The 19,482-nt window shown below is 39.1% G+C and carries 14 protein-coding genes; 9 read left to right on the top strand and 5 right to left on the bottom strand.

Features of this window, described 5'->3' with window-relative positions; translation table 11 throughout:
- The first annotated feature begins 98 nt into the window (after positions 1 to 98).
- The 4 genes from H3T55_RS00400 to manA all read left to right on the top strand — a co-directional run bounded on the left by H3T55_RS00400 (position 99) and on the right by manA (position 3,719).
- The gene (locus H3T55_RS00400) at positions 99 to 683 is read left to right on the top strand and encodes a guanylate kinase (RefSeq protein WP_225533161.1); all 585 of its coding nucleotides are present in this window, start codon (positions 99 to 101) and stop codon (positions 681 to 683) included.
- Positions 684 to 824: 141 nt separating this feature from the next.
- The gene (locus tag H3T55_RS00395; protein ID WP_225533162.1) at positions 825 to 1,652 is read left to right on the top strand and encodes a VOC family protein; all 828 of its coding nucleotides are present in this window, start codon (positions 825 to 827) and stop codon (positions 1,650 to 1,652) included.
- A gap of 13 nt (positions 1,653 to 1,665) precedes the next feature.
- The gene (locus tag H3T55_RS00390; RefSeq protein ID WP_225533163.1) at positions 1,666 to 2,673 is read left to right on the top strand and encodes a serine hydrolase domain-containing protein; all 1,008 of its coding nucleotides are present in this window, start codon (positions 1,666 to 1,668) and stop codon (positions 2,671 to 2,673) included.
- A 71-nt stretch (positions 2,674 to 2,744) separates the two neighbouring features.
- The gene (gene manA / locus H3T55_RS00385) at positions 2,745 to 3,719 is read left to right on the top strand and encodes a mannose-6-phosphate isomerase, class I (protein WP_225533164.1); all 975 of its coding nucleotides are present in this window, start codon (positions 2,745 to 2,747) and stop codon (positions 3,717 to 3,719) included.
- A gap of 184 nt (positions 3,720 to 3,903) precedes the next feature.
- Here manA and H3T55_RS00380 read toward each other — a convergent pair whose 3' ends face one another.
- The 5 genes from H3T55_RS00380 to H3T55_RS00360 all read right to left on the bottom strand — a co-directional run bounded on the left by H3T55_RS00380 (position 3,904) and on the right by H3T55_RS00360 (position 10,519).
- On the bottom strand, positions 3,904 to 4,761 hold the full coding sequence (locus H3T55_RS00380) for a CPBP family intramembrane glutamic endopeptidase (RefSeq protein WP_225533165.1): 858 nt from the start codon (positions 4,759 to 4,761) through the stop codon (positions 3,904 to 3,906).
- Between the two features lie 175 nt (positions 4,762 to 4,936).
- Positions 4,937 to 7,087, bottom strand: coding sequence for a C39 family peptidase (locus H3T55_RS00375; protein WP_225533166.1), 2,151 nt, complete (start codon positions 7,085 to 7,087; stop codon positions 4,937 to 4,939).
- A 559-nt stretch (positions 7,088 to 7,646) separates the two neighbouring features.
- Positions 7,647 to 8,342 (bottom strand): type 1 glutamine amidotransferase, encoded by a 696-nt coding sequence (locus H3T55_RS00370; protein WP_225533167.1) that lies wholly within the window; start codon positions 8,340 to 8,342, stop codon positions 7,647 to 7,649.
- On the bottom strand, positions 8,332 to 9,684 hold the full coding sequence (locus tag H3T55_RS00365; protein WP_225533168.1) for a Mur ligase family protein: 1,353 nt from the start codon (positions 9,682 to 9,684) through the stop codon (positions 8,332 to 8,334). The genes H3T55_RS00370 and H3T55_RS00365 overlap by 11 nt, the downstream gene beginning before the upstream one ends.
- 193 nt (positions 9,685 to 9,877) lie before the next feature.
- Positions 9,878 to 10,519 (bottom strand): transcriptional regulator, encoded by a 642-nt coding sequence (locus tag H3T55_RS00360; RefSeq protein ID WP_087639764.1) that lies wholly within the window; start codon positions 10,517 to 10,519, stop codon positions 9,878 to 9,880.
- 432 nt (positions 10,520 to 10,951) lie between these two features.
- Here H3T55_RS00360 and ssnA point away from each other — a divergent pair, with 432 nt between their 5' ends.
- The 5 genes from ssnA (at position 10,952) to H3T55_RS00335 (ending at position 19,419) form a co-directional block, all read left to right on the top strand.
- Positions 10,952 to 12,286 carry a putative aminohydrolase SsnA gene (gene ssnA, locus H3T55_RS00355; protein ID WP_225533169.1) on the top strand — a complete coding sequence of 445 codons (1,335 nt, stop codon included), beginning with the start codon at positions 10,952 to 10,954 and terminating at the stop codon, positions 12,284 to 12,286.
- 123 nt (positions 12,287 to 12,409) lie between these two features.
- Positions 12,410 to 15,415 carry a putative selenate reductase subunit YgfK gene (gene ygfK / locus H3T55_RS00350; RefSeq protein ID WP_225533170.1) on the top strand — a complete coding sequence of 1,002 codons (3,006 nt, stop codon included), beginning with the start codon at positions 12,410 to 12,412 and terminating at the stop codon, positions 15,413 to 15,415.
- Positions 15,416 to 15,466: 51 nt separating this feature from the next.
- On the top strand, positions 15,467 to 16,849 hold the full coding sequence (gene hydA, locus H3T55_RS00345; RefSeq protein WP_225533171.1) for a dihydropyrimidinase: 1,383 nt from the start codon (positions 15,467 to 15,469) through the stop codon (positions 16,847 to 16,849).
- Between the two features lie 53 nt (positions 16,850 to 16,902).
- A complete protein-coding gene (gene dpaL, locus H3T55_RS00340; protein WP_225533172.1) occupies positions 16,903 to 18,096 on the top strand; it encodes a diaminopropionate ammonia-lyase in 1,194 nt (397 codons plus the stop codon).
- 6 nt (positions 18,097 to 18,102) lie between these two features.
- The gene (locus H3T55_RS00335) at positions 18,103 to 19,419 is read left to right on the top strand and encodes a YgeY family selenium metabolism-linked hydrolase (RefSeq protein WP_225533173.1); all 1,317 of its coding nucleotides are present in this window, start codon (positions 18,103 to 18,105) and stop codon (positions 19,417 to 19,419) included.
- Positions 19,420 to 19,482 lie beyond the last annotated feature (63 nt).

Below are 19,482 nucleotides of genomic sequence, written 5' to 3'. Positions count from 1 at the left end.
AACTGTAACTTTTCAAGTTATGGTCGGCTGCTTTTTTTAGTTGAAGCAATCGTTCAGTTATTGTATAGTTGTGCTAAGTTTTCAAAGGAGGAAAACCAATGACAAACCCTTCATTACAACATCTATTTTTTATTATTATCGGTCCAAGCGGCTCTGGAAAAACAAAGGTTGCAGAAGCTGTTTTTCCAAAAGATTATAAAGTGATTTCTCACACGACCCGACCAAAGCGGCTGGGAGAACAAGAGGGAGTCGATTACTATTTTGAAACACAAGAACAGTTCCAGAACTTGATTCAGTCAAATGCTTTAGCAGAATATGATACCTATAATGGACAAAAATATGGAGTGGGCATTGATGAACTGCTGCGTAAAACAACGAAACATTGTGCATATGATGTTTTAACCTTTCAGGGATTTGAGGCGATCGAAAAGCTGTTTAAACCGATGGTGGTTCCGATTTTTTTAGATGTATCTAAAGAGAATGTGATGACTCGATTACAGGAAAGAGGAGATTTGCCTGAAGTCATTAAGGAACGTTCTGCTTTATATGATCAAGAAATCAAAAATAAAGAAAAAATCATCCATTATCCTCAACACTTCATTATAGATGCAAACCAGCCATTTGATTGTGTTGTGAAGAGTTTAGCTCACATCGTCGAAGAGTGCATAAAAAAACATGACTAGGCAAGTTCATTTTTTATAGAGCAAGTAGTTTAGTGCTAAAAATGCTTTTTGTACGACCTTTATTGATAAGCGTATTTGCTTGCTGAAATCAGGAGACACGTATAAAATAAACTCTAGGAGACATTCGGAGGGGGAAGTCGAATGGAGAAATTTATACTATCGAAAGATGTCTATGTAGAAACGGTTGCAATTCGGATAAAAGATGTAGAAACGATGGTCAGCTTTTATAAGAATGTGTTGGGTTTTGTGTTAAAATTAGAAGAAAATAATTTGTCTATTTTTGGTTCTCTGAAAAGAGACAGTCGATTACTTATATTAGAAGAAACGGAATCTGAACAGGTGGAAGTAGTTGAGAAGTCTGTCTGCTTTTCTTTGTTGATTCCAACATTGGAAGAGTTCAGCAGTCTTTTGCGGCGAATTACGGTTCATGATTATCCAATTACATGCGCCATTCAGCAAAATGGTCGAAAAAGTGTTTTTTTAAGTGATCCTGAAGGAAATGATATCGCCATTACGTATAATGATGAAACGAAGCAAACGGAAACGTCATTGCAGGAACTGGATATTCAGCATTTAATCAAATCTAGTAAAGTATTATACACGAATCTGTCTCCAGAAGTCAGATTGGATCGAGTGAAATTATATGTTGATGATAAGTCAGAACACTATCATTTCTATCAAGAAGTTTTAGGGATGGTTCCTAAATCAGATAGTGAAGATACATTAGCGATCAATGATCATAATTTTTTTATTCATTTGGAGCATTCAAAACAGTCAAACAAAAAAGCAACAACAAAAGATACTTTAGGGATCGATTTCTTTGTGCTGAATGTTGATCAGGAAGATGAAATGATCCGCTTGAAAGGGCACTTGGAAGAACAAAATCAGGCATTTTTTATCGATAATAAACGAACGATATTAACTATTTATGATCCAAGTAATATTGAATGGTGGTTTGTAAGAAACTAAGAGGGAAAATAAGATGTACGATAGAACTAAAGAAAAAATCACACAGCTCATGAATCAAGGAACGTTTTCAGGTGCGAGCTTTTCATTTATCATAAACGGCTACAGTGAAGATCATACGTGGGGCAGTGCTCAAGTCATTCCAAGCATAGAGCCGCTTACGCCTTCACTGCTTTTTGATGTGGCTTCTTTGACGAAAGTCATTTGTACTACAACGGTTGTTCTTCAATTATTGGAAGAAGGTCTGATCGATCTAGATCAACCATTTATCAACTATTTACCAGTGTTCGATGATGAAAAAATAACGATCAGACATTTATTGACTCATACATCAGATATCCAAAGCTACATCGAGAACCGTGACGAATTATCCAAAGAAGAATTGCGGGAAGCATACTATCATGTTCGGTCCGGTGATCAGCTTGGAAAAAAAGTAGCCTATACAGATACTGGAACGATACTTCTAGGCTTCATGTTGGAACATTTGTTAGGTAAGGATGCTATCGTTATCTTTAAAGAGCGAGTGTTAGAGCCTTTGGGAATGAATGACAGTTGCTTTTTACCAAAAGAGGCTTTGAAAACAGTCCCAACTGAAAAGCATCCAGTTAGAGGACTTATACGTGGCCAAACTCACGATCCCAAAGCGTTGGTTTTAGCTGAACATGCTGGAAATGCTGGATTATTTACAAATTTAGCTGACTTAAAAAAATTTGTTGGCATGTATCTGAGACAAGGGGTGGCTGGTTCTAGAAGATTGTTGAAAAAAGAAATGATTGTCTCACTTTTATCGAATCAAACACCCGATAAAAAAGGACACCGTTCACTAGGTTGGGATTTAAAAGATGACAAGGAGAAGCGACCGTTATTGTTCCATACAGGGTATACTGGGACCTTTTTATTGATTGATGTCCTAAAGCAAGAAGCGTTTATTTTTCTTTCAAATCGTGTTCATCCAATCGATCGAAGAGCAGACTATATTCAAAAGCGCGATGAACTGATTCAAATATATTTAAAAGAAAAATAACAAGCAAAGATGAATCGCTTTCTTTTTAGTGGTATAATAAATTCGAGCAAAAATGGAAGGAGTCTCAAACAATGCAGCAACCTTTATTTTTAACACCTGTTTTTCAAGAAAAAATTTGGGGTGGGGATCGTTTACATACCGTATTCGGTTTTGATCTGCCTAGTAACAAAATTGGAGAGGACTGGGCGATCAGTGCGCATCCTCATGGCGTAAGTGTCGTGAAAAATGGTGAATTTGCAGGACAGAAACTTGATGATCTATGGACCAACCATCGTGAATTATTCGGTAATGCTAAAGGAGATGTATTTCCTTTACTGACGAAGATTTTAGATGCAGAGGATGATTTATCTGTACAAGTTCATCCAGATGATGCCTATGGTTTGGCTCATGAAGGAGAATTAGGGAAAACAGAATGTTGGTACATTATCGATGCAGAACCAGGTTCAACGATCATTTATGGTCACAACGCGAAGACTCGTGAAGAACTTGAAACATTGATCAAAGAAGGTCGCTGGGATGATTTATTGCGGAAGGTTCCTGTAAAAAAAGGAGATTTTTTCTATGTCCCAAGCGGAACGATCCATGCGATTGGTAAAGGCATCATGATTTTAGAAACACAACAAAGTAGTGATACGACTTATCGTGTATATGACTATGATCGAAAAGATGATCAAGGTCAGACGCGTGAATTGCATATTCAGCAATCAGTAGACGTGACCACAGTTCCGGCGAAAGATGCGCAATTAACTATTCAGCAGCAAAATCAAGGACAATCAAGCGTCGTTACCTATTTAAAGACAGCATTTTTCAATGTCTATGAATGGCAAGTGAAAGGTATCTTGAAGTTAACGAAAAATGCGCCGTACACTTTGGCTACGGTCATTGATGGTGCTGGAAATTTGGTCATCGAAAATGAAGATGGAATGAAAGCTGAAAGCTATGAGTTGAAAAAAGGCAGCAGTTTTATCCTACCAAGTGATATAAAAAAATGGCGTATTGAAGGTGATGTTACGATCATTGCGTCTGAGCCTGGTGAGAATGCGTAGGTATCTTGGGATTGTTTAGAAATGTTTGAATCATTAGAATAGATGAAATATATAAAGAACCTGCCTGTGTTTACATAGGCAGGTTCTTTATGACCACTAGTATGAATTTTTTTGTAATAGCTTCTCAGTTTTAGCTTCGTCTTAGTAAGAAAATCAATCGAAAAGTAATTCAATATGTATCACGTTATCTTTTCTTATAGACTATCTTAAAAATGATAAATGTAGCAATCAATACAAATGTGGTGACTATTCCACCTTCAAAACCAAATGAACCGCCACTCAATAAATCTTTTCCTGCTACGGGTATTGATTTAAAGATAGAAGAGAATGAAGACAATCCACTAACCTCAGAGCCAAATATGATACCTTGGAAGAAGTTCCATACCGAGTGAAGAGCTGCAACAACGAATATATTATTTGTCTTATAAAAAATATACGAGAATAGTAAGCCAAAAAATAAAATATTCATGAAACTGATCACAGTGACACCTGGGCTTAGCAAATGCAACACTGCAAAAAATAACGAATTCCCGATCACACCTGCCCAAACACCTTTTTTGGCAGCAATTCCATTCATCAACATTCCTCTACAAATCAACTCTTCACTTAAACCTTGGATAGTATAGCCGACAAATATCAAAAGAACAAACAGCCAGTTTATATGGTCGAAATTATCGCTGATCTCAATACCCTTTAAAAGGACATTACTTAAAAATGTTGCGCCAATCATTAAGAATCCAATAAGCATGCCTAAACCATATTTTTGTAGAATTCCTGATTTTTGAAGACCTAGTGAAGAAAGTGATCTCTTTTCAAATAGTTGACAGAAAAGTAAAACTAGAATAATCGGTACAATATCAATATATAAGCTAGCTAAGTTCTCTCCCATTGATGGTTCAGTAGCGCCTTCGGAAAAACCGAACCCCATAAGAATAAAATCACCTATCATGATCATCACTAAGGATGCAAAAATGGGTAGAATTATTCCGTGATGTTTCTGTTCTTTTGTTTCTAACATTGATCCGCTTAACTGATAGTTCATTTCATTTCTCCTCACTAATATTCCTATTCTTATTTTCAACCAGATAGTGTACTAATATATTACATGATGATCTAGCATAAAGAAAAAGAAAGTCATGCATATAGGACTTTCTTTTAGAACTAGCAGCAAAAGAATTTAGAGTTGTTCCACTTGATTATACTAGTTGCTTTGAATATTACCGAACAACGACGGCTCCTTTAGTAAGATTGTATGCTTTTTCAAAAACAGCATAGTCGACCCAATATTTTCCTTTAGCTGGATCTGAAACTAAATATTTCTTGGTTTTGCTGTTATAGCCTGCTAAGGTCATGATATGGGCATTGTCTACTCCTTTGCCCCAAAAATAGTAGCCGTAAGTTGGAGATTCAAAATTATAAGTGACATACACAACGATCGGACGTCCTAAAGTTAGCTGCAATTTCAAATCAGAAGCAGAGCTGCCAGAAATATTCTGTACGTTGCCATATTTTTTGCCCCAAGTTGTTAATGGTTGTGCAAAAATCGATTGGTAAACGCCATTTGTCATAATTATATATGGGTTTCCAGCAAATCCGTTATTAGGGTCATTATTGTATGAGATCGGCATTTCGTTAAGAAATGCTGTTAAAGTATAGTTTTTGGCATAGCCTAATGTTTTGAGAGCTTGCAATAAAGAGGCTGCTTCACACCCCATAGGCGCATTTGAAGCGTATTGGTTGATGAATGGTACATTCAATTCTGCCGATTTATTTTCCCAAAAGCTTTTAGAAAGTGGCGGAGCTTTTTGTTCTTTTCGCACGAGTTGGATTTCTATAGCTTCTAAACGCAAACTAAATCCTGAACTGCCGACAATCCCACTGTTTTTGTTCCAGCCAGAATTTCCTATTTTCTCAAGGTGCCCTCGATAATAGACATCGAAATGTTTGGCTAATTCTCCAGTCAAACGCACATCATAAGCCTCTACACGTTTCGATTGACCTGTGGTTCCACTTAGCTGGTTATTCGCTACGTATTTTTGCCAGCCAATGTTTTGAACGTGCGTTCTATATTCGATACCGCCAGATACTGGGGCATTACTGACGTTTACTTTGATTGCTTCTACACGCTTGCTTTGACCGATAGAGCCGTTTGTTTGGCCATTCATACTTGGCGCTTGCCAGTCTTTATCTTGAACGTGACTTTGGTAAGAAACTGTAGGCTGTTTGTATTGAACAAAGGGCCGTTTTACTGGACCAGGTGAAGCGGCCCCTTTTTTGACCAATTGGATTTCAATGGATTCTAATTGATAGCTGAAACCTGCTGTACCAGCATTTTGTCCGTTACTGGTCCAGTCCAACCAGCCAAAATTTTTTGCATGAACTCGATAATAAACATCGAAGTGCTGAGCCATTTCTCCAGTCAAACGAATACTCAAGGCCTCCATTCGTTTCGACTGCTTCATCGTGCCAGTCATTGCATCATTGGCAACATACCCTTGCCAGCCAATATCCTGCACATGACTGCGGTATTCGATCCCGCCTGAAACAGGCAGATTGTCTACTGCGATCTTCATCGCTTCCATACGCTTTGATTGACCAGTTGTTCCACTCAATTGACCATTCATTTTGACGCCTTGCCAGCCGATATCTTGGATATGACTTTGGTATTTTATATTTGGCTTTTTATATTGAACAAAGGGGCGGGTTGTTGTACCAGGTGCCGTTTGTCCTTTTTCTACTAGTTGAATCTGGAGTCCTTTGATATCATAAGAAAAACCGGTCGTACCAGCATTTTGTCCATTCGTTGCCCAATCCAGCCAGCCAAAATTTTGAACCTGTAGTCTGTAGTAAATGTCATAGGTTTCTTTGAGTGTCCCAGTTAGCTGGATTTGGACTGCTTCCATCCGTTTTCCAGAGACGCCGCTAATGCTATCGGCATCAGCAAAATTTTGCCAGCCGATATCTGCTACATGAGCACGGTATTGCACAGTACCTAATTCTGCAGAAGCACCTTCGAGAGTTATTTTGAAAGCTTCAATTCTGCTATTAGGGTATTCTGCGATCGCGCCATTGTTTTGTACAGCTTGCCAGCCTGATTGTTCATTATAAATTGAATAAGTGAGAGACATTGGCGCTGCTTTTTCTGCTGTAGGTTCTGGTTCGGATGTGGTCGTACTTTCAGAGCTGGTAGCTGTAGGCTCCGTAGTACTTTCCGTACTCTGTACTACTTGTTCACTAGTTGTCGTTTCAGTTATTTCATCTTCAATGGTAGCTTGAGACTCGATGACTACCTCTTCAGATGAAGCACTAATTGTGCCAAATGTAAAAACAGCAACAATCCCAATTAGCAAAAAAAATGAGTTCTTCATCATCGTTACCTCCAGTTGATTTATTTAGATACCAGTCGCAAATGTATGAGTGTTCTGTGAGGATAATTTGTTCTTTTTTTATAATTCTCATTCGCTCTTTTAACTTTAGCATATTACGACTTTTACTGCACCACTTAGCCACAGGGATAAAGGGGAACACTTTTATGGCAAAAAAACAAGCTATATGTATAATGATTAGCTATAGTAAAATAGGGATGAGGTAGAATGTTTGAATTTCAAGTAGACTTGTGAGACTATCTTTCAAAAATGGAGTTGTAGCTGTTCTTGTCATAGGCATTATAGGATACTTTATCTTAGAAATTACGTTGACCGCGTTATGGTTAGTAAGACTAAAAGAACTGGCTGTTATAAAAAGGATCAGTAGAGGAATGTAAAATATATCGACTCAAGCTGAGCGAATGAGTGCAGGCGATCGAAGTATAATCACAGCACACAAAAGAGCCGTAAGCAGTTGTTATCTTCTTAATAACAGTTGCTTACAGCTCAAAATTTAATAAAAATTCTTGTATTTTATGGATCGATCCTATGGTGGTTGTTATTAAGCTAGAATCATTTCCTCAGGAATGACAAAAGGTTCTCCGTACTTTTTTTCCAAAGCTGTCTTGATCAATCGGATACCAAGATTTTCATTTCTAGCCAAGATCGGACCATGGAAGTATGAGCCAAAGACATTTTTGTAGATGACACCCTCAGAACCGTCTTCATTATTATTGCCTTTTCCTTGAACAACATTTCCAAGCGGACGCTCACCTTTACCTAAAAAGGTTCGGCCATTATGATTCTCAAAACCATAATATGTTTCGTTGAATTCTTCATTATGAATAACGATATCCCCGATGTAGCGGTTATTGTCTTGACTTAATGTATAGTGATCTAAGGCACCAATACCGTGGATTTTTTCCCCTTTAGCACCCATATAATAATGCCCAAGTAATTGGAAGCCGCCGCAGATCGCCAGCATGACGCCATCATTCTCGATATATTCTGTTAATGTCTCTTTTTTTGTCTGAATATCATCCGAGATGATCAGCTGTTCAAAATCTTGACCTCCGCCAATAAAGACTAAATCATATTTTTTTGGATCAAAATCTTCATAAACACTGACGATCTCCGAACGAAAAGTTACATTCATTTTTTCAGAAAGGTATTTAAGCATCAACAAATTTCCATTATCACCATAGGTATTCAGTAAATTTCCGTATAAATGACAAACAACTAATTCTTTAGGCACCATTCATTCCTCCTTGAATATAGCCTTGAGCAGCTAATGATTTTCGTAACTGTAAAACTGCTGTGTAGGTTGCTAAAATGTAAACATGTTCTGTTGGCAGCTCTTTGATCGCAGCAATTACATCATCTATCGCAGGGATTTCTCTTAATTTATCCTCTGGAATGCCCGCAACTTTTAAACGCAGAGCCATATCCTGATGGCGGTCGCCACCTGCAATCACCTCTGGAATGTCCATTGTAGCCAATGCTTCATGATCTCCGTCCCAGATCCAGCTCACATCGATTCCGTCTGCGTAATTCGCATTAAGTAATGAGACCAGTGAGAAGGAGTAAGGGGCAAGCCCCATCATATCGATAACTTGATTGATACCTACAGGATTCTTCACCAAAATCAAGGTACATTGTTTTCCTTCGATGGTGATGACTTCTTGACGGCCAAAAACTTTTTCATCATAGCTTAAGCCTGCTCTGATTTTCTCAGGTGCAACACCATAGTGTTCAGCTACTGCTGTGGCTGCTAAAGCATTATACACATTATACATTCCGCCAACTGCGATGTTGTATTCTGCGCCATCGATCACAAAATCGGCAGAAACGTTATCCATTCGAACCATCTCAGTTAATTGAACATCTAATTCTGGACGATGGAAGTCGCAATTTGGACAATAATATTTTCCTAAATTCGCATACGTGATCATTTTGTAGTGTAAGATATGATGACACTTAGGACAAAGCAAGCCGTCTGTATTATAATGCGCCATCTGTTCTTCATCTGGCTGGTGATTGAAGCCATAATATTTTCTAGGATTGATTGTTTCAATGGAATTGAAGATCGGTGAATCACCATTACATAAAATCGGTGCGTTTGGTGCTTGCGCAGCACCATCAACGATCAATTTGTACGTTGTATAAATTTCGCCATAGCGGTCCATTTGATCACGAAAGATATTTGTAAATAAAAATAGTTTTGGTTCAATATATTTAGTTACACGGCTTAAGCTGGCTTCATCGATCTCAAGAACAGCAAACTTTTGTTTTGCTCCTTTATTTTTGGCAGATAAAAAGGTTGAAACGATGCCTTGTTCCATATTTGCCCCAGTTGGATTCGTTAAAACATGATCGAACTCTTGTCTTAAAATATTAACAGTCAAAGCTGTCGTCAATGTTTTTCCGTTTGTTCCTGTGACAACGATGATTTCATAGTCTTTTGCTAATGTATCTAAAATTTTAGGATCGATTTTTAATGCTAATTTTCCAGGGTAGCTGCTGCCGCCTTTAAAAAATGTTTGTAATAACCATTGAGAAGTTTTTCCAGCAAAAATCGCTGCATGGCTTCTGATTCCCATAAAGTGACCTCCAATTTGTCTCAATTATTCGTGTCTAAAGACAACAATAAACTCAATCTATAATAACACAACTGAAAAAAAAAATTAATTCCTTTTGCTTTTTCTTACTATAATATAAAGAATTTACACTAACGTATAAAAAAAGTGACTGGTCGTTCCTTTAAAAAAGGAATCTACCAGCCACCAGATTTGATTATTTCGCATCTATATAGCTATATAACGTGTATTTGGAAATATTAAAGAAATTAGCGACTTTATCTCCAGACTTTGTGACTAAAAATGCGCCCTTATTATTCAAAAATTGAATACACTTTACTTTGTCATCTTTGGTCATAAGCGGAACAGGCTTGCCCACTAATTTAACAGATTCTTCGATCAGGTCATCTAAAAGTTCGTTGATGTCTTGAGGAATATAATCTGGCTCTTTGTTGCTGTCTTCTTGTTCATCAATTGAAATCAAAGATTTTAAGGTAGATTCAGCCGCGATCAAAGAGGTGATATCATAATTGATCGCAAAAATTCCGTCTAAGCTTCCGGATTTATCTTTAAAATAAATGGTACTTGATTTTAAGATTCGTCCGTCGTGGGTTCTTGTTAGGTAATTGATGTGGTCAACTAAATCAGCTGGATCTTTTTTCAACGCCTCAAGAACGACTTGAGAAGGACCATCTCCAAGCTGACGGGAAGAAACATGACCGTTTTCAATGGATACAATCGTATTGTTTACATTGTCTTCATTGATTTTGTGGATCACTATTTCACAGTTTTCGCCAAACTGACCTGCCAAGGCTTTGGCAACTTGCGTAAGAAAAATTAACTTTTCATCTGAAAGCATGAGGTTCTCCTTTCTAATGTGTATAAAATAATAAAACTCGATAAGTAAGATAGTTCTTTGATTTATAAGCCCTAGATACGAAAATCAAGAACGAATATATGTACTCCAATAAACAAAGGAAAGTCTTTTATCAGTTTCTGTTTGTAATAATATCATGCGCCAATTTATAATACAAGACAATGGTCACGATGCACTAAAAAATATTTTTTAGGTAGCATTGTTTTTTTTTAGGTTAAGTGGTATAATTTACTCGAGTTAGAGGAAATAGTTTGCTGAAAGCAATGATGCGAACGCTTTCATCTGTTTTTAGAATAACAGAAAAAAATCGAACAGCCAACTATTTATACTTTCGTGAATAGTTGAACTAGTTATTTTGTAAGCGATTACTTATTTGTAGAAAATTAAAAAATTGAACTTATAGGAGGAGCAATGATGTTATTAGTTGGAAATGGACGGTTGATTGCCAGAGATGCACAAGGAACTTTTTATGACGATGGATGTGTAGCACTTGAGGGAACGACGATCAAAAAAGTAGGCTCAACAGCTGATCTGCGTAAAGAATTTCCAGAGGCTGAATTCATAGATGCCAAAGGCGGCGTGATCATGCCAGGATTTATCAATATGCATAATCATATCTACAGCACATTTGCAAGAGGCTTGAGAATCAACGGGTATCATCCAAAGAATTTTATGGATATATTAGAAGGACAATGGTGGCGGATCGATCGTACATTGAATTTAGATGACTCTTATCATAGTGCAAAAATTGCCTATCTGGACAGTATCAAAAATGGGGTCACAACGGTTTTCGATCATCATGCAAGCTATGGTGCGATTGAAGGAAGCTTAACACAACTATCAAACGCAGCAGATGAATTAGGTGTTCGAACTTGTTTATGCTATGAAGTTTCTGATCGAGATGGGGAAGAGAAGATGAAAGCAGCTGTAAAAGAGAATGCTGATTTTATCAAAGCGAGTGCTGCTAGAAACGATGATATGCAAAAAGCAATGATGGGCATGCATGCAGCGTTCACTTTATCAGATAAATCGTTAGAACACTGTGCTGCCAATACTCCAGAAGGCGTGGGGTATCATATCCATATCGCAGAAGATATTGCAGATGTTTATGATTCATTGAAAAAACATGGGAAACCGATCATCAATCGTCTCTTCGATCTTGGCATTTTAGGCAAACAAACGATGGCAGGTCACTGTATTCATATCGGTCCTCATGAAATGGAAATTTTACGAGACACAAACACTATGGTTGTGACGAATCCAGAGTCAAATATGGGCAATGCAGTTGGGTGTCCGCCAGCAATGCGGATGTTTAATGACTATGGTATTTTAATGGGGCTTGGAACAGATGGCTATACGAATGATGTCACTGAATCCTATAAAGTAGGCAATATCATCCATAAGCATCATTTGGCAGATCCTAATGCTGCCTGGGCAGAAATTCCTGAAATGCTTTTCAATAATAATCCTAAAATGGCGAATCGCTACTTTGAAAAGAAACTAGGGGTTTTAGAAACAGGTGCAGCAGCAGACGTGATCGTTTTAGATTATAAAGGCCCGACACCGATGACAAAAGATAATTACAATTCTCATATTCTTTTTGGAATGAATGGCGGAGCTGTAACAGATACGATCATCAATGGCGAGATTCGTATGAGAAATCGTGAAGTTCAAGGGGTTGACGAAGCAAAAATTTGGCATGATGCACAAGCGCAAGCACAAAGCCTTTGGAACAGAATCAACGATTGATCGTTAATAATGAATTAGCGTAGAAACTCTTTTCAGGTTGAACACTGAGACAATTAGCTAAATGAGAGCCCTTTGTTCAAGCTGATCTTAACAAAGCAGAAAACTAAAAAAGGAGTGACACACATGAGTGACATCATGCATCCGATCTCGGTCGATGGGTTATTGAACTGGATTTTAAACGAATATAAAAATGAATCAACTATTTTCGGTGTACGAAAGTTTTACAAAGCAGACCCTACTAAAACAATTCCGCTTTTTGGTGAAAAAATGGAGACACCGTGTGGTCCTGCTGCTGGACCGCATACGCAATTATCACAAAACATCATTGCTTCTTATTTAACTGGTTCACGTTTTTTTGAAGTGAAAACAGTACAGATCATCGACGGAGAGGATTTGCCTGTTAGTAAACCCTGTATTACTGCGGCTGATGAGTGTTATAACGTCGAATGGTCGACAGAATTAAAAGTACCGCAAGCGTATGATGAATATGTCAAAGCATGGTTTATTTTAAAACTGTTGAGTAAAGAATTGGGATTGGGCGATCCGGACGGGTTTATCTTTAACATGAGTGTTGGATATGACTTAGCAGGAATTCAGTCTCCGAAAATTGATAAATATATTACCGATATGCAAGATGCTCAAGGCACACCGATTTGGGCAGAGTGTATTGAAGCTGCCTATAAATATTTGCCGCAGTTCAAGCATATTGATAAAGCATACATTGACAGCATCAGTTCAAACGTGTGTCGTTCCATCACATTATCGACATTGCACGGTTGTCCATCAGATGAGATCGAGCGAATCACGACCTATTTATTGGAAACGAAAGGTCTTAATTCATTCATCAAATGTAATCCAACGATGCTTGGTTATGAATACACACGTCAAACAATGGACGATTTAGGTTTTGATTATATGGTGTTTGATGATCATCATTTCCTAGAAGATCTGCAGTTTGAAGATGCAGTGCCGATGCTGCAACGACTGCAAAAATTAGCAGACAGCAAAGGATTGAACTTTGGTGTGAAAATCACGAATACTTTTCCTGTGGGGATCGCAGAAGATGAGCTTCCAGGAGATGAAATGTACATGTCCGGGCGGTCATTATTCCCGTTAAGTATTTCTCTTGCCAAAAAATTATCAGATGCCTTTGATGGCAAACTGCAAATTTCATACTCTGGCGGAGCAGATATTTTTAATATCAAAGACATTTTTGATGCTGGGATTTGGCCGATCACGATGGCAACGACATTATTAAAGCCGGGCGGTTATCAACGAATGAATCAGGTGGCCAATTTATTGGGTGATTCGGATTATCCAACGGATGTGCAAGTAAACTTGGAAAAATTAGGGCGAATCGTTGAGAAAGCAAAAACGCAAAGTCGCTATAAAAAATCGATTAAATTACCAGAAAGCCCTAAGCTTCGGACAACTGTTCCATTGACAAACTGTTATACAGCTCCATGTCGAAGTGATGGCGGCTGTCCAATCAATCAGGATATTCCTGCTTACCTCCGTTATGTGAGCGAAGGCAACTATTTAGAAGCACTGAAAGTGATCGTTGATAAGAATCCGTTACCATTCATCACTGGAACGATTTGTGCTCATCCATGTATGACGAAATGTACACGTCAATTCTATGAAGGCTCGATCAAGATCCGTGAAGCAAAACTGGAAGCTGCTGAGCATGCTTATGATGAATTGATGGCTTCGATGACGAAACCCGTTCGTAAAGAAAATGCTGTTAAAACGGCAGTTGTCGGTGGGGGACCTGCTGGAATTTCGGCTGGCTTCTTACTTGCTCGTGAAGGAATGCCGGTAACCGTTTTTGAAAAAGCTGATACGATCGGCGGTGTTTGTAGTCAGATCGTTCCAGAATTCAGAATTTCAATGAAATCTGTTCAAAATGATGTTGAAATGGCGAAATTCATGGGCGCAGAATTTAAAACAGGGCAAGCGGCACCAAGTTTAGAAGAATTGAGAGCACAAGGCTACACGAATGTCATTTATGCGATCGGTGCCTGGAAACATGGCAAATTGAGACTTGAATCAGGAGAGGCAATAAACTCACTTGAATTCTTAAAAGCAAATAGAGAAAACACGCAAGTCAATCCATACGGTGAACAAATCGTCGTTGTCGGTGGAGGAAATACAGCGATGGACTGCGCAAGAGCAGCCACTACGTTGCCAGGCGTGAAAAAAGTTTCTGTCGTTTATCGTCGTGACAAACGAAACATGCCAGCGGATGAAGAAGAATTGTACTTTGCTTTGGAAGATGGGGTGGAATTTTTAGAACTGTTGTCCCCAATCAAATTGGAGAACGGTCTACTGACTTGTGAAAAAATGCGTTTAGGTGAACGTGATGCTTCGGGGCGTCGTAGACCAGTCAGTACAGGTGAATTGACAGAGGTTCCAGCAGATACAGTGATTGCGGCAGTGGGTGAAAAAGTCGATACTGATTTTTACCAATCGATCGGTATTACAACTGATCAGTATGGAAAGGTTGTTTCAAATCAAGAAACACTTGAAACAAATTTAAAAGATGTTTACGTGATCGGTGATGCGAATTTAGGTCCGGCAACGATCGTCGAAGCAATTGCAGATGCGACAAAAGCTGCCAGCAATATTTGCCAAATCCATAATGAACATTATGAGCAAACAAATTTGAACAGCGATGTTGCTTCAGTTCGCAATAAACGCGGCATTCTTGAACCAAATGAAGCACTGTGCGGCCAAGCTTCAAATTGCTTGGAATGTTCAACGATTTGTGAATCTTGTATGGATGTTTGTCCAAACCGCGCCAATATCGTTGTAACAGTGAAAGGGCAACCGCAGATCGTCCATGTAGATCGGATGTGTAATGAATGTGGTAACTGTGAAACCTTCTGTCCTTACGCAAGTGCACCATACAAGGACAAATTCACATTGTTTAATACGGAAGCTGATTTCAACGATAGTACAAACTCCGGATTCTATGTGATCGATCCGAGAGAAAAAGCTTGCCTGGTTCGTTTATGGGGCAATGTTTCAACTATTCGTTTGGATCAGGCTGACCTAGAAATTCCGGAAGACTTAATTGAATTGATGGATACGATGATCGAAAGCTATGATTATTGTATGCAAATGTAAAAAGACATGAGTTGCCCAAAAAACAACTTCTGAATCGATGGAGGTTAAAATATGTCTATTCTTTTGAAAGGCGGAGTTGTAGTCTCCGCAAAAGATCGTCGCCAGCTGGATGTCAGGCTGGACGGTGAAACGATCATTGAAATGGGAACAAATTTAGCAATAGGTGAGTCCGAGGTAGAAGATGTCACAGGATGTTTTTTACTACCGGGATTTATCGATGCGCATACACATTTAGAATTGAATAATGGAAAAGGTTCGATGGGGACAGCTGATAATTTTTACACAGGCAGTAAAGCCGCTGTTGCCAAGGGAACAACGACCGTTATCGATATGGCCACACCAAGCAAAGGCAGTTCGTTGAAAGACTGCCTGGCTGCTTGGGATCATTTAGCTAAAGGAAATAGTTCATGTGATTATACGTATCACATGTCGATCATTGAATGGAATCCTGAAATCAAAGCAGAGATCAAAGAGATGATCGATGCTGGAATCACTTCTTTCAAGATGTATATGGCTTACGATAATCTACGAACAAAGGATGCTGAAATTTTTGAAGCAATGCAGGAAATTCGAACGTTTGGCGGCATGCTTGGTATCCATTGTGAAAATGGCGACATGGTCAATGAAATGATTGCTAAATTTGTAGCAGAAGGAAAAGTAAGTCCTCATTATCATCCGCTAACGAGACCAGATTCTGTTGAAGCAGAGGCGGTAGAGCGTTATCTGATGATTGCTGATCTAGCAGATTTGCCAGTGAATATTGTGCATCTTAGCACAAAACGTTCTCTGGAAGCTGTTCGCCGGGCCCGTGAAAGAGGGCAAAAAGTGTATGTTGAAACTTGTCCGCAATACCTAGTTTTGGACGAACATCTGTATGATGGTCCGGATTTTGAGGGAGCTAAATACGTTTGCTCACCGCCATTACGTTCGATAGAAGATCAAGCGGCTTTATGGACAGGTGTTATTGAAGGGACAGTCGATACGATCTCTACCGATCATTGCAGCTTTAATTTCGAAGGACAAAAAACGATCGGAAGAACTGATTTCAGTAAAATTCCAAATGGGATGCCTGGTGTAGAAACAAGGCCGGAACTGATTTATACCCATGGTGTAGCAGCAAATAAAATCACCCTAGAACGTATGGTGGGACTTCTTTCAGAAGACATTGCTAAGCAGTTTGCATTGTATCCGCAAAAAGGTGTGATCCAACAAGGCAGTGATGCAGATATCGTTGTTTGGGATCCAGAAAAATCGGGTGTGATTTCTGCGGCAACACAGCTGCAAAATGTGGATTATACCCCCTATGACGGTTTTGAAACAAAAGGAGCTGCTCGTTCTGTCTATCTTAGAGGACAAAAAGTTGCTGAAGAGGGGCAGATGATCAATGAGAAAAAAGGTCGATTTGTTTTTAGAACGATCGGTCAAAATAAGTAATGGAATCAATCAACCCATGTTGATTTAAATAATAAATACGGAGGGGAACATTTTTGGAAAAAATAAAATGGACGGCAAATGAAATGCCTAAAACAGATGATCAGTATTTATCACTGATGTCGAAGGATTCGATTGAAAAAGCGTTGGCTTTTCATCAGAGTTTTCCGCAATATAGCCAAACGCCATTGGCTGAAGTAAAAAATATGGCTGAGTATTTAGGATTAAAAGACTTCTTTGTTAAAGATGAATCCTATCGCTTCGGATTGAATGCCTTTAAAGTACTTGGCGGTTCATTTGCGATGGCAAATTACATTGCAGAAAAATTAGGGAAAGATGTATCTGATCTGACCTACGATGTTTTAACCTCTGACAAGCTACGTGATGAATTCGATCAAGCAACATTCTTTACAGCAACTGATGGAAATCACGGGCGTGGTGTTGCCTGGGCGGCAAATAAATTAGGGCAAAAATCAGTTGTGCTAATGCCGAAAGGTTCAACACAAACACGGAAGGAAAACATTGAAAAAGAAGGCGCCAAAGTCACGATCGAAGAAGTCAATTATGATGAGTGCGTTCGGATGGCTAACAAAATGGCTGAAGAAACTGAAAACGGTGTCATGGTCCAAGATACTGCGTGGGACGGCTATGAGAAAATCCCGACCTGGATCATGCAAGGCTATGGAACAATGGCTTTAGAAGCATCTAAACAATTAGAAGAAGTAGGAAATAAGCGTCCAACACACGTATTCGTTCAAGCAGGTGTGGGAAGCTTGGCTGGGGCAGTCGTTGGGTATTTCGCCAATTTGTATCCGGATAATCCTCCGACCATGGTCGTTGTAGAAGCACAAGCTGCAGATTGTTTATATAAATCGGCGATCGAAAAAGACGGCAAGATTCGTTTTGTTGAAGGAGACTTACAAACGATCATGGCAGGGCTTGCCTGCGGTGAACCAAATACGATTTCATTCGATATTTTGGAAAATCACACGTCTGTTTTTGTTTCAGCACCAGATTGGGTTTCAGAAAAAGGAATGAGAATGCTCGGAGCGCCATTAAAAGGTGATCCGCAAGTGATTTCAGGAGAATCAGGAGCTGTAGCAATGGGCTTAGTAGCAACTGCTATGAAAGATCCTGAGTACAAAGAATTACGTGATGTCTTGAAACTGGATGAACATTCTACCGTCTTGATGTTTTCAACAGAAGGCGATACAGATCCAGATAATTATAAAAAAATCTTATGGGGGTAATGGTAAATGGATTTCAAAGCAATTAACGCAGCAGCAGAAGGTTACAGAGCAGACATGATCAAGTTCTTACGTGATCTTGTAAAGATTCCGGGAGAAAGTGCTGAAGAAGGCGCAAAAATGGATCGTGCGAAAGCAGAAATGGAAAAACTAGGATTTGATAAAGTCGAAGTTGATCCTCAAGGAAACTTATTAGGATATATGGGAACTGGTAAAAAGCTAATTGCTTTTGACGGACATATGGATACAGTTGGAATCGGTGAAATGAGCAACTGGGAATTTGATCCATATGACGGATACGAAACAGATACAGAAATCGGTGGTCGTGGGACTTCTGACCAAGAGGGCGGAATCGTTTCCGCTATCTACGGTGCAAAAATCATGAAAGACTTAGGTCTATTATCTGAAAAATATACAGCACTAGTTACAGTGACTGTGCAAGAAGAAGACTGCGATGGCTTATGTTGGCAATATATCATCAAAGAAGACAACATTCGTCCAGAATTTGTTGTGTCGACTGAACCGACAGATGGCGGAATTTACCGTGGGCAACGTGGACGTATGGAAATCAAAGTTGAAGTTAAAGGTGTTTCATGTCATGGCTCTGCACCCGAACGCGGAGACAATGCGATTTATAAAATGGCAGATATTTTACAAGATGTGCGTGCATTGAATAACAATGGCGACACAGAAAGTACAGCAATCAGAGGTTTAGTTCGCATGCTTGATCCAAAATACAATCCAGAATGGAAAGAAGCTCGTTTCTTAGGTCGCGGAACCGTTACAGCTTCGCAAATTTTCCACTCTTCTCCAAGCCGTTGTGCAGTTGCTGATGGTTGTACTGTTTCATTAGACCGCCGTATGACTGCAGGCGAAACATGGGAAAGCTGTCTAGAAGAGATTCGTCAATTACCGGCAGTTAAAAAATATGGTGATGATGTTGTTGTATCAATGTATGACTATGATCGTCCATCTTACACAGGCTTGTCTTATCCGATCGAATGTTACTTCCCAACATGGGTGATCCCAGAAGACCATGGCGTAACGAAAGCATTGATGGAAACACACAGAAATCTTTACGGGGAAGAACGTGAAGGTTCAAAAGAAACTATTGAAATGCGTAAAGCTCGTCCGCTTCTTGATAAATGGACCTTCTCAACCAATGGTGTATCGATCATGGGCCGTAACGGCATTCCATGTATTGGATTCGGACCTGGTGCCGAAGCACAAGCACATGCGCCAAATGAAAAAACATGGAAAGACGATTTGGTTCGTTGTGCAGCAGTTTATGCTGCATTGTCAAGTGTTTATTGCGAAAACAACTAAATTATCTCGCAAGAAAGTGAGTCTCAAAAAAAATAATAGGAATCATCGAATGATCGTCCTGAT

The organism is Enterococcus sp. S22(2020) (assembly GCF_020295385.1).
In the GTDB taxonomy this organism is placed as follows: domain Bacteria; phylum Bacillota; class Bacilli; order Lactobacillales; family Enterococcaceae; genus Enterococcus_L; species Enterococcus_L dunnyi.
Note: the sequence above shows the minus strand (reverse complement) of the source record. Positions and strands in the feature narration are given on the sequence as shown.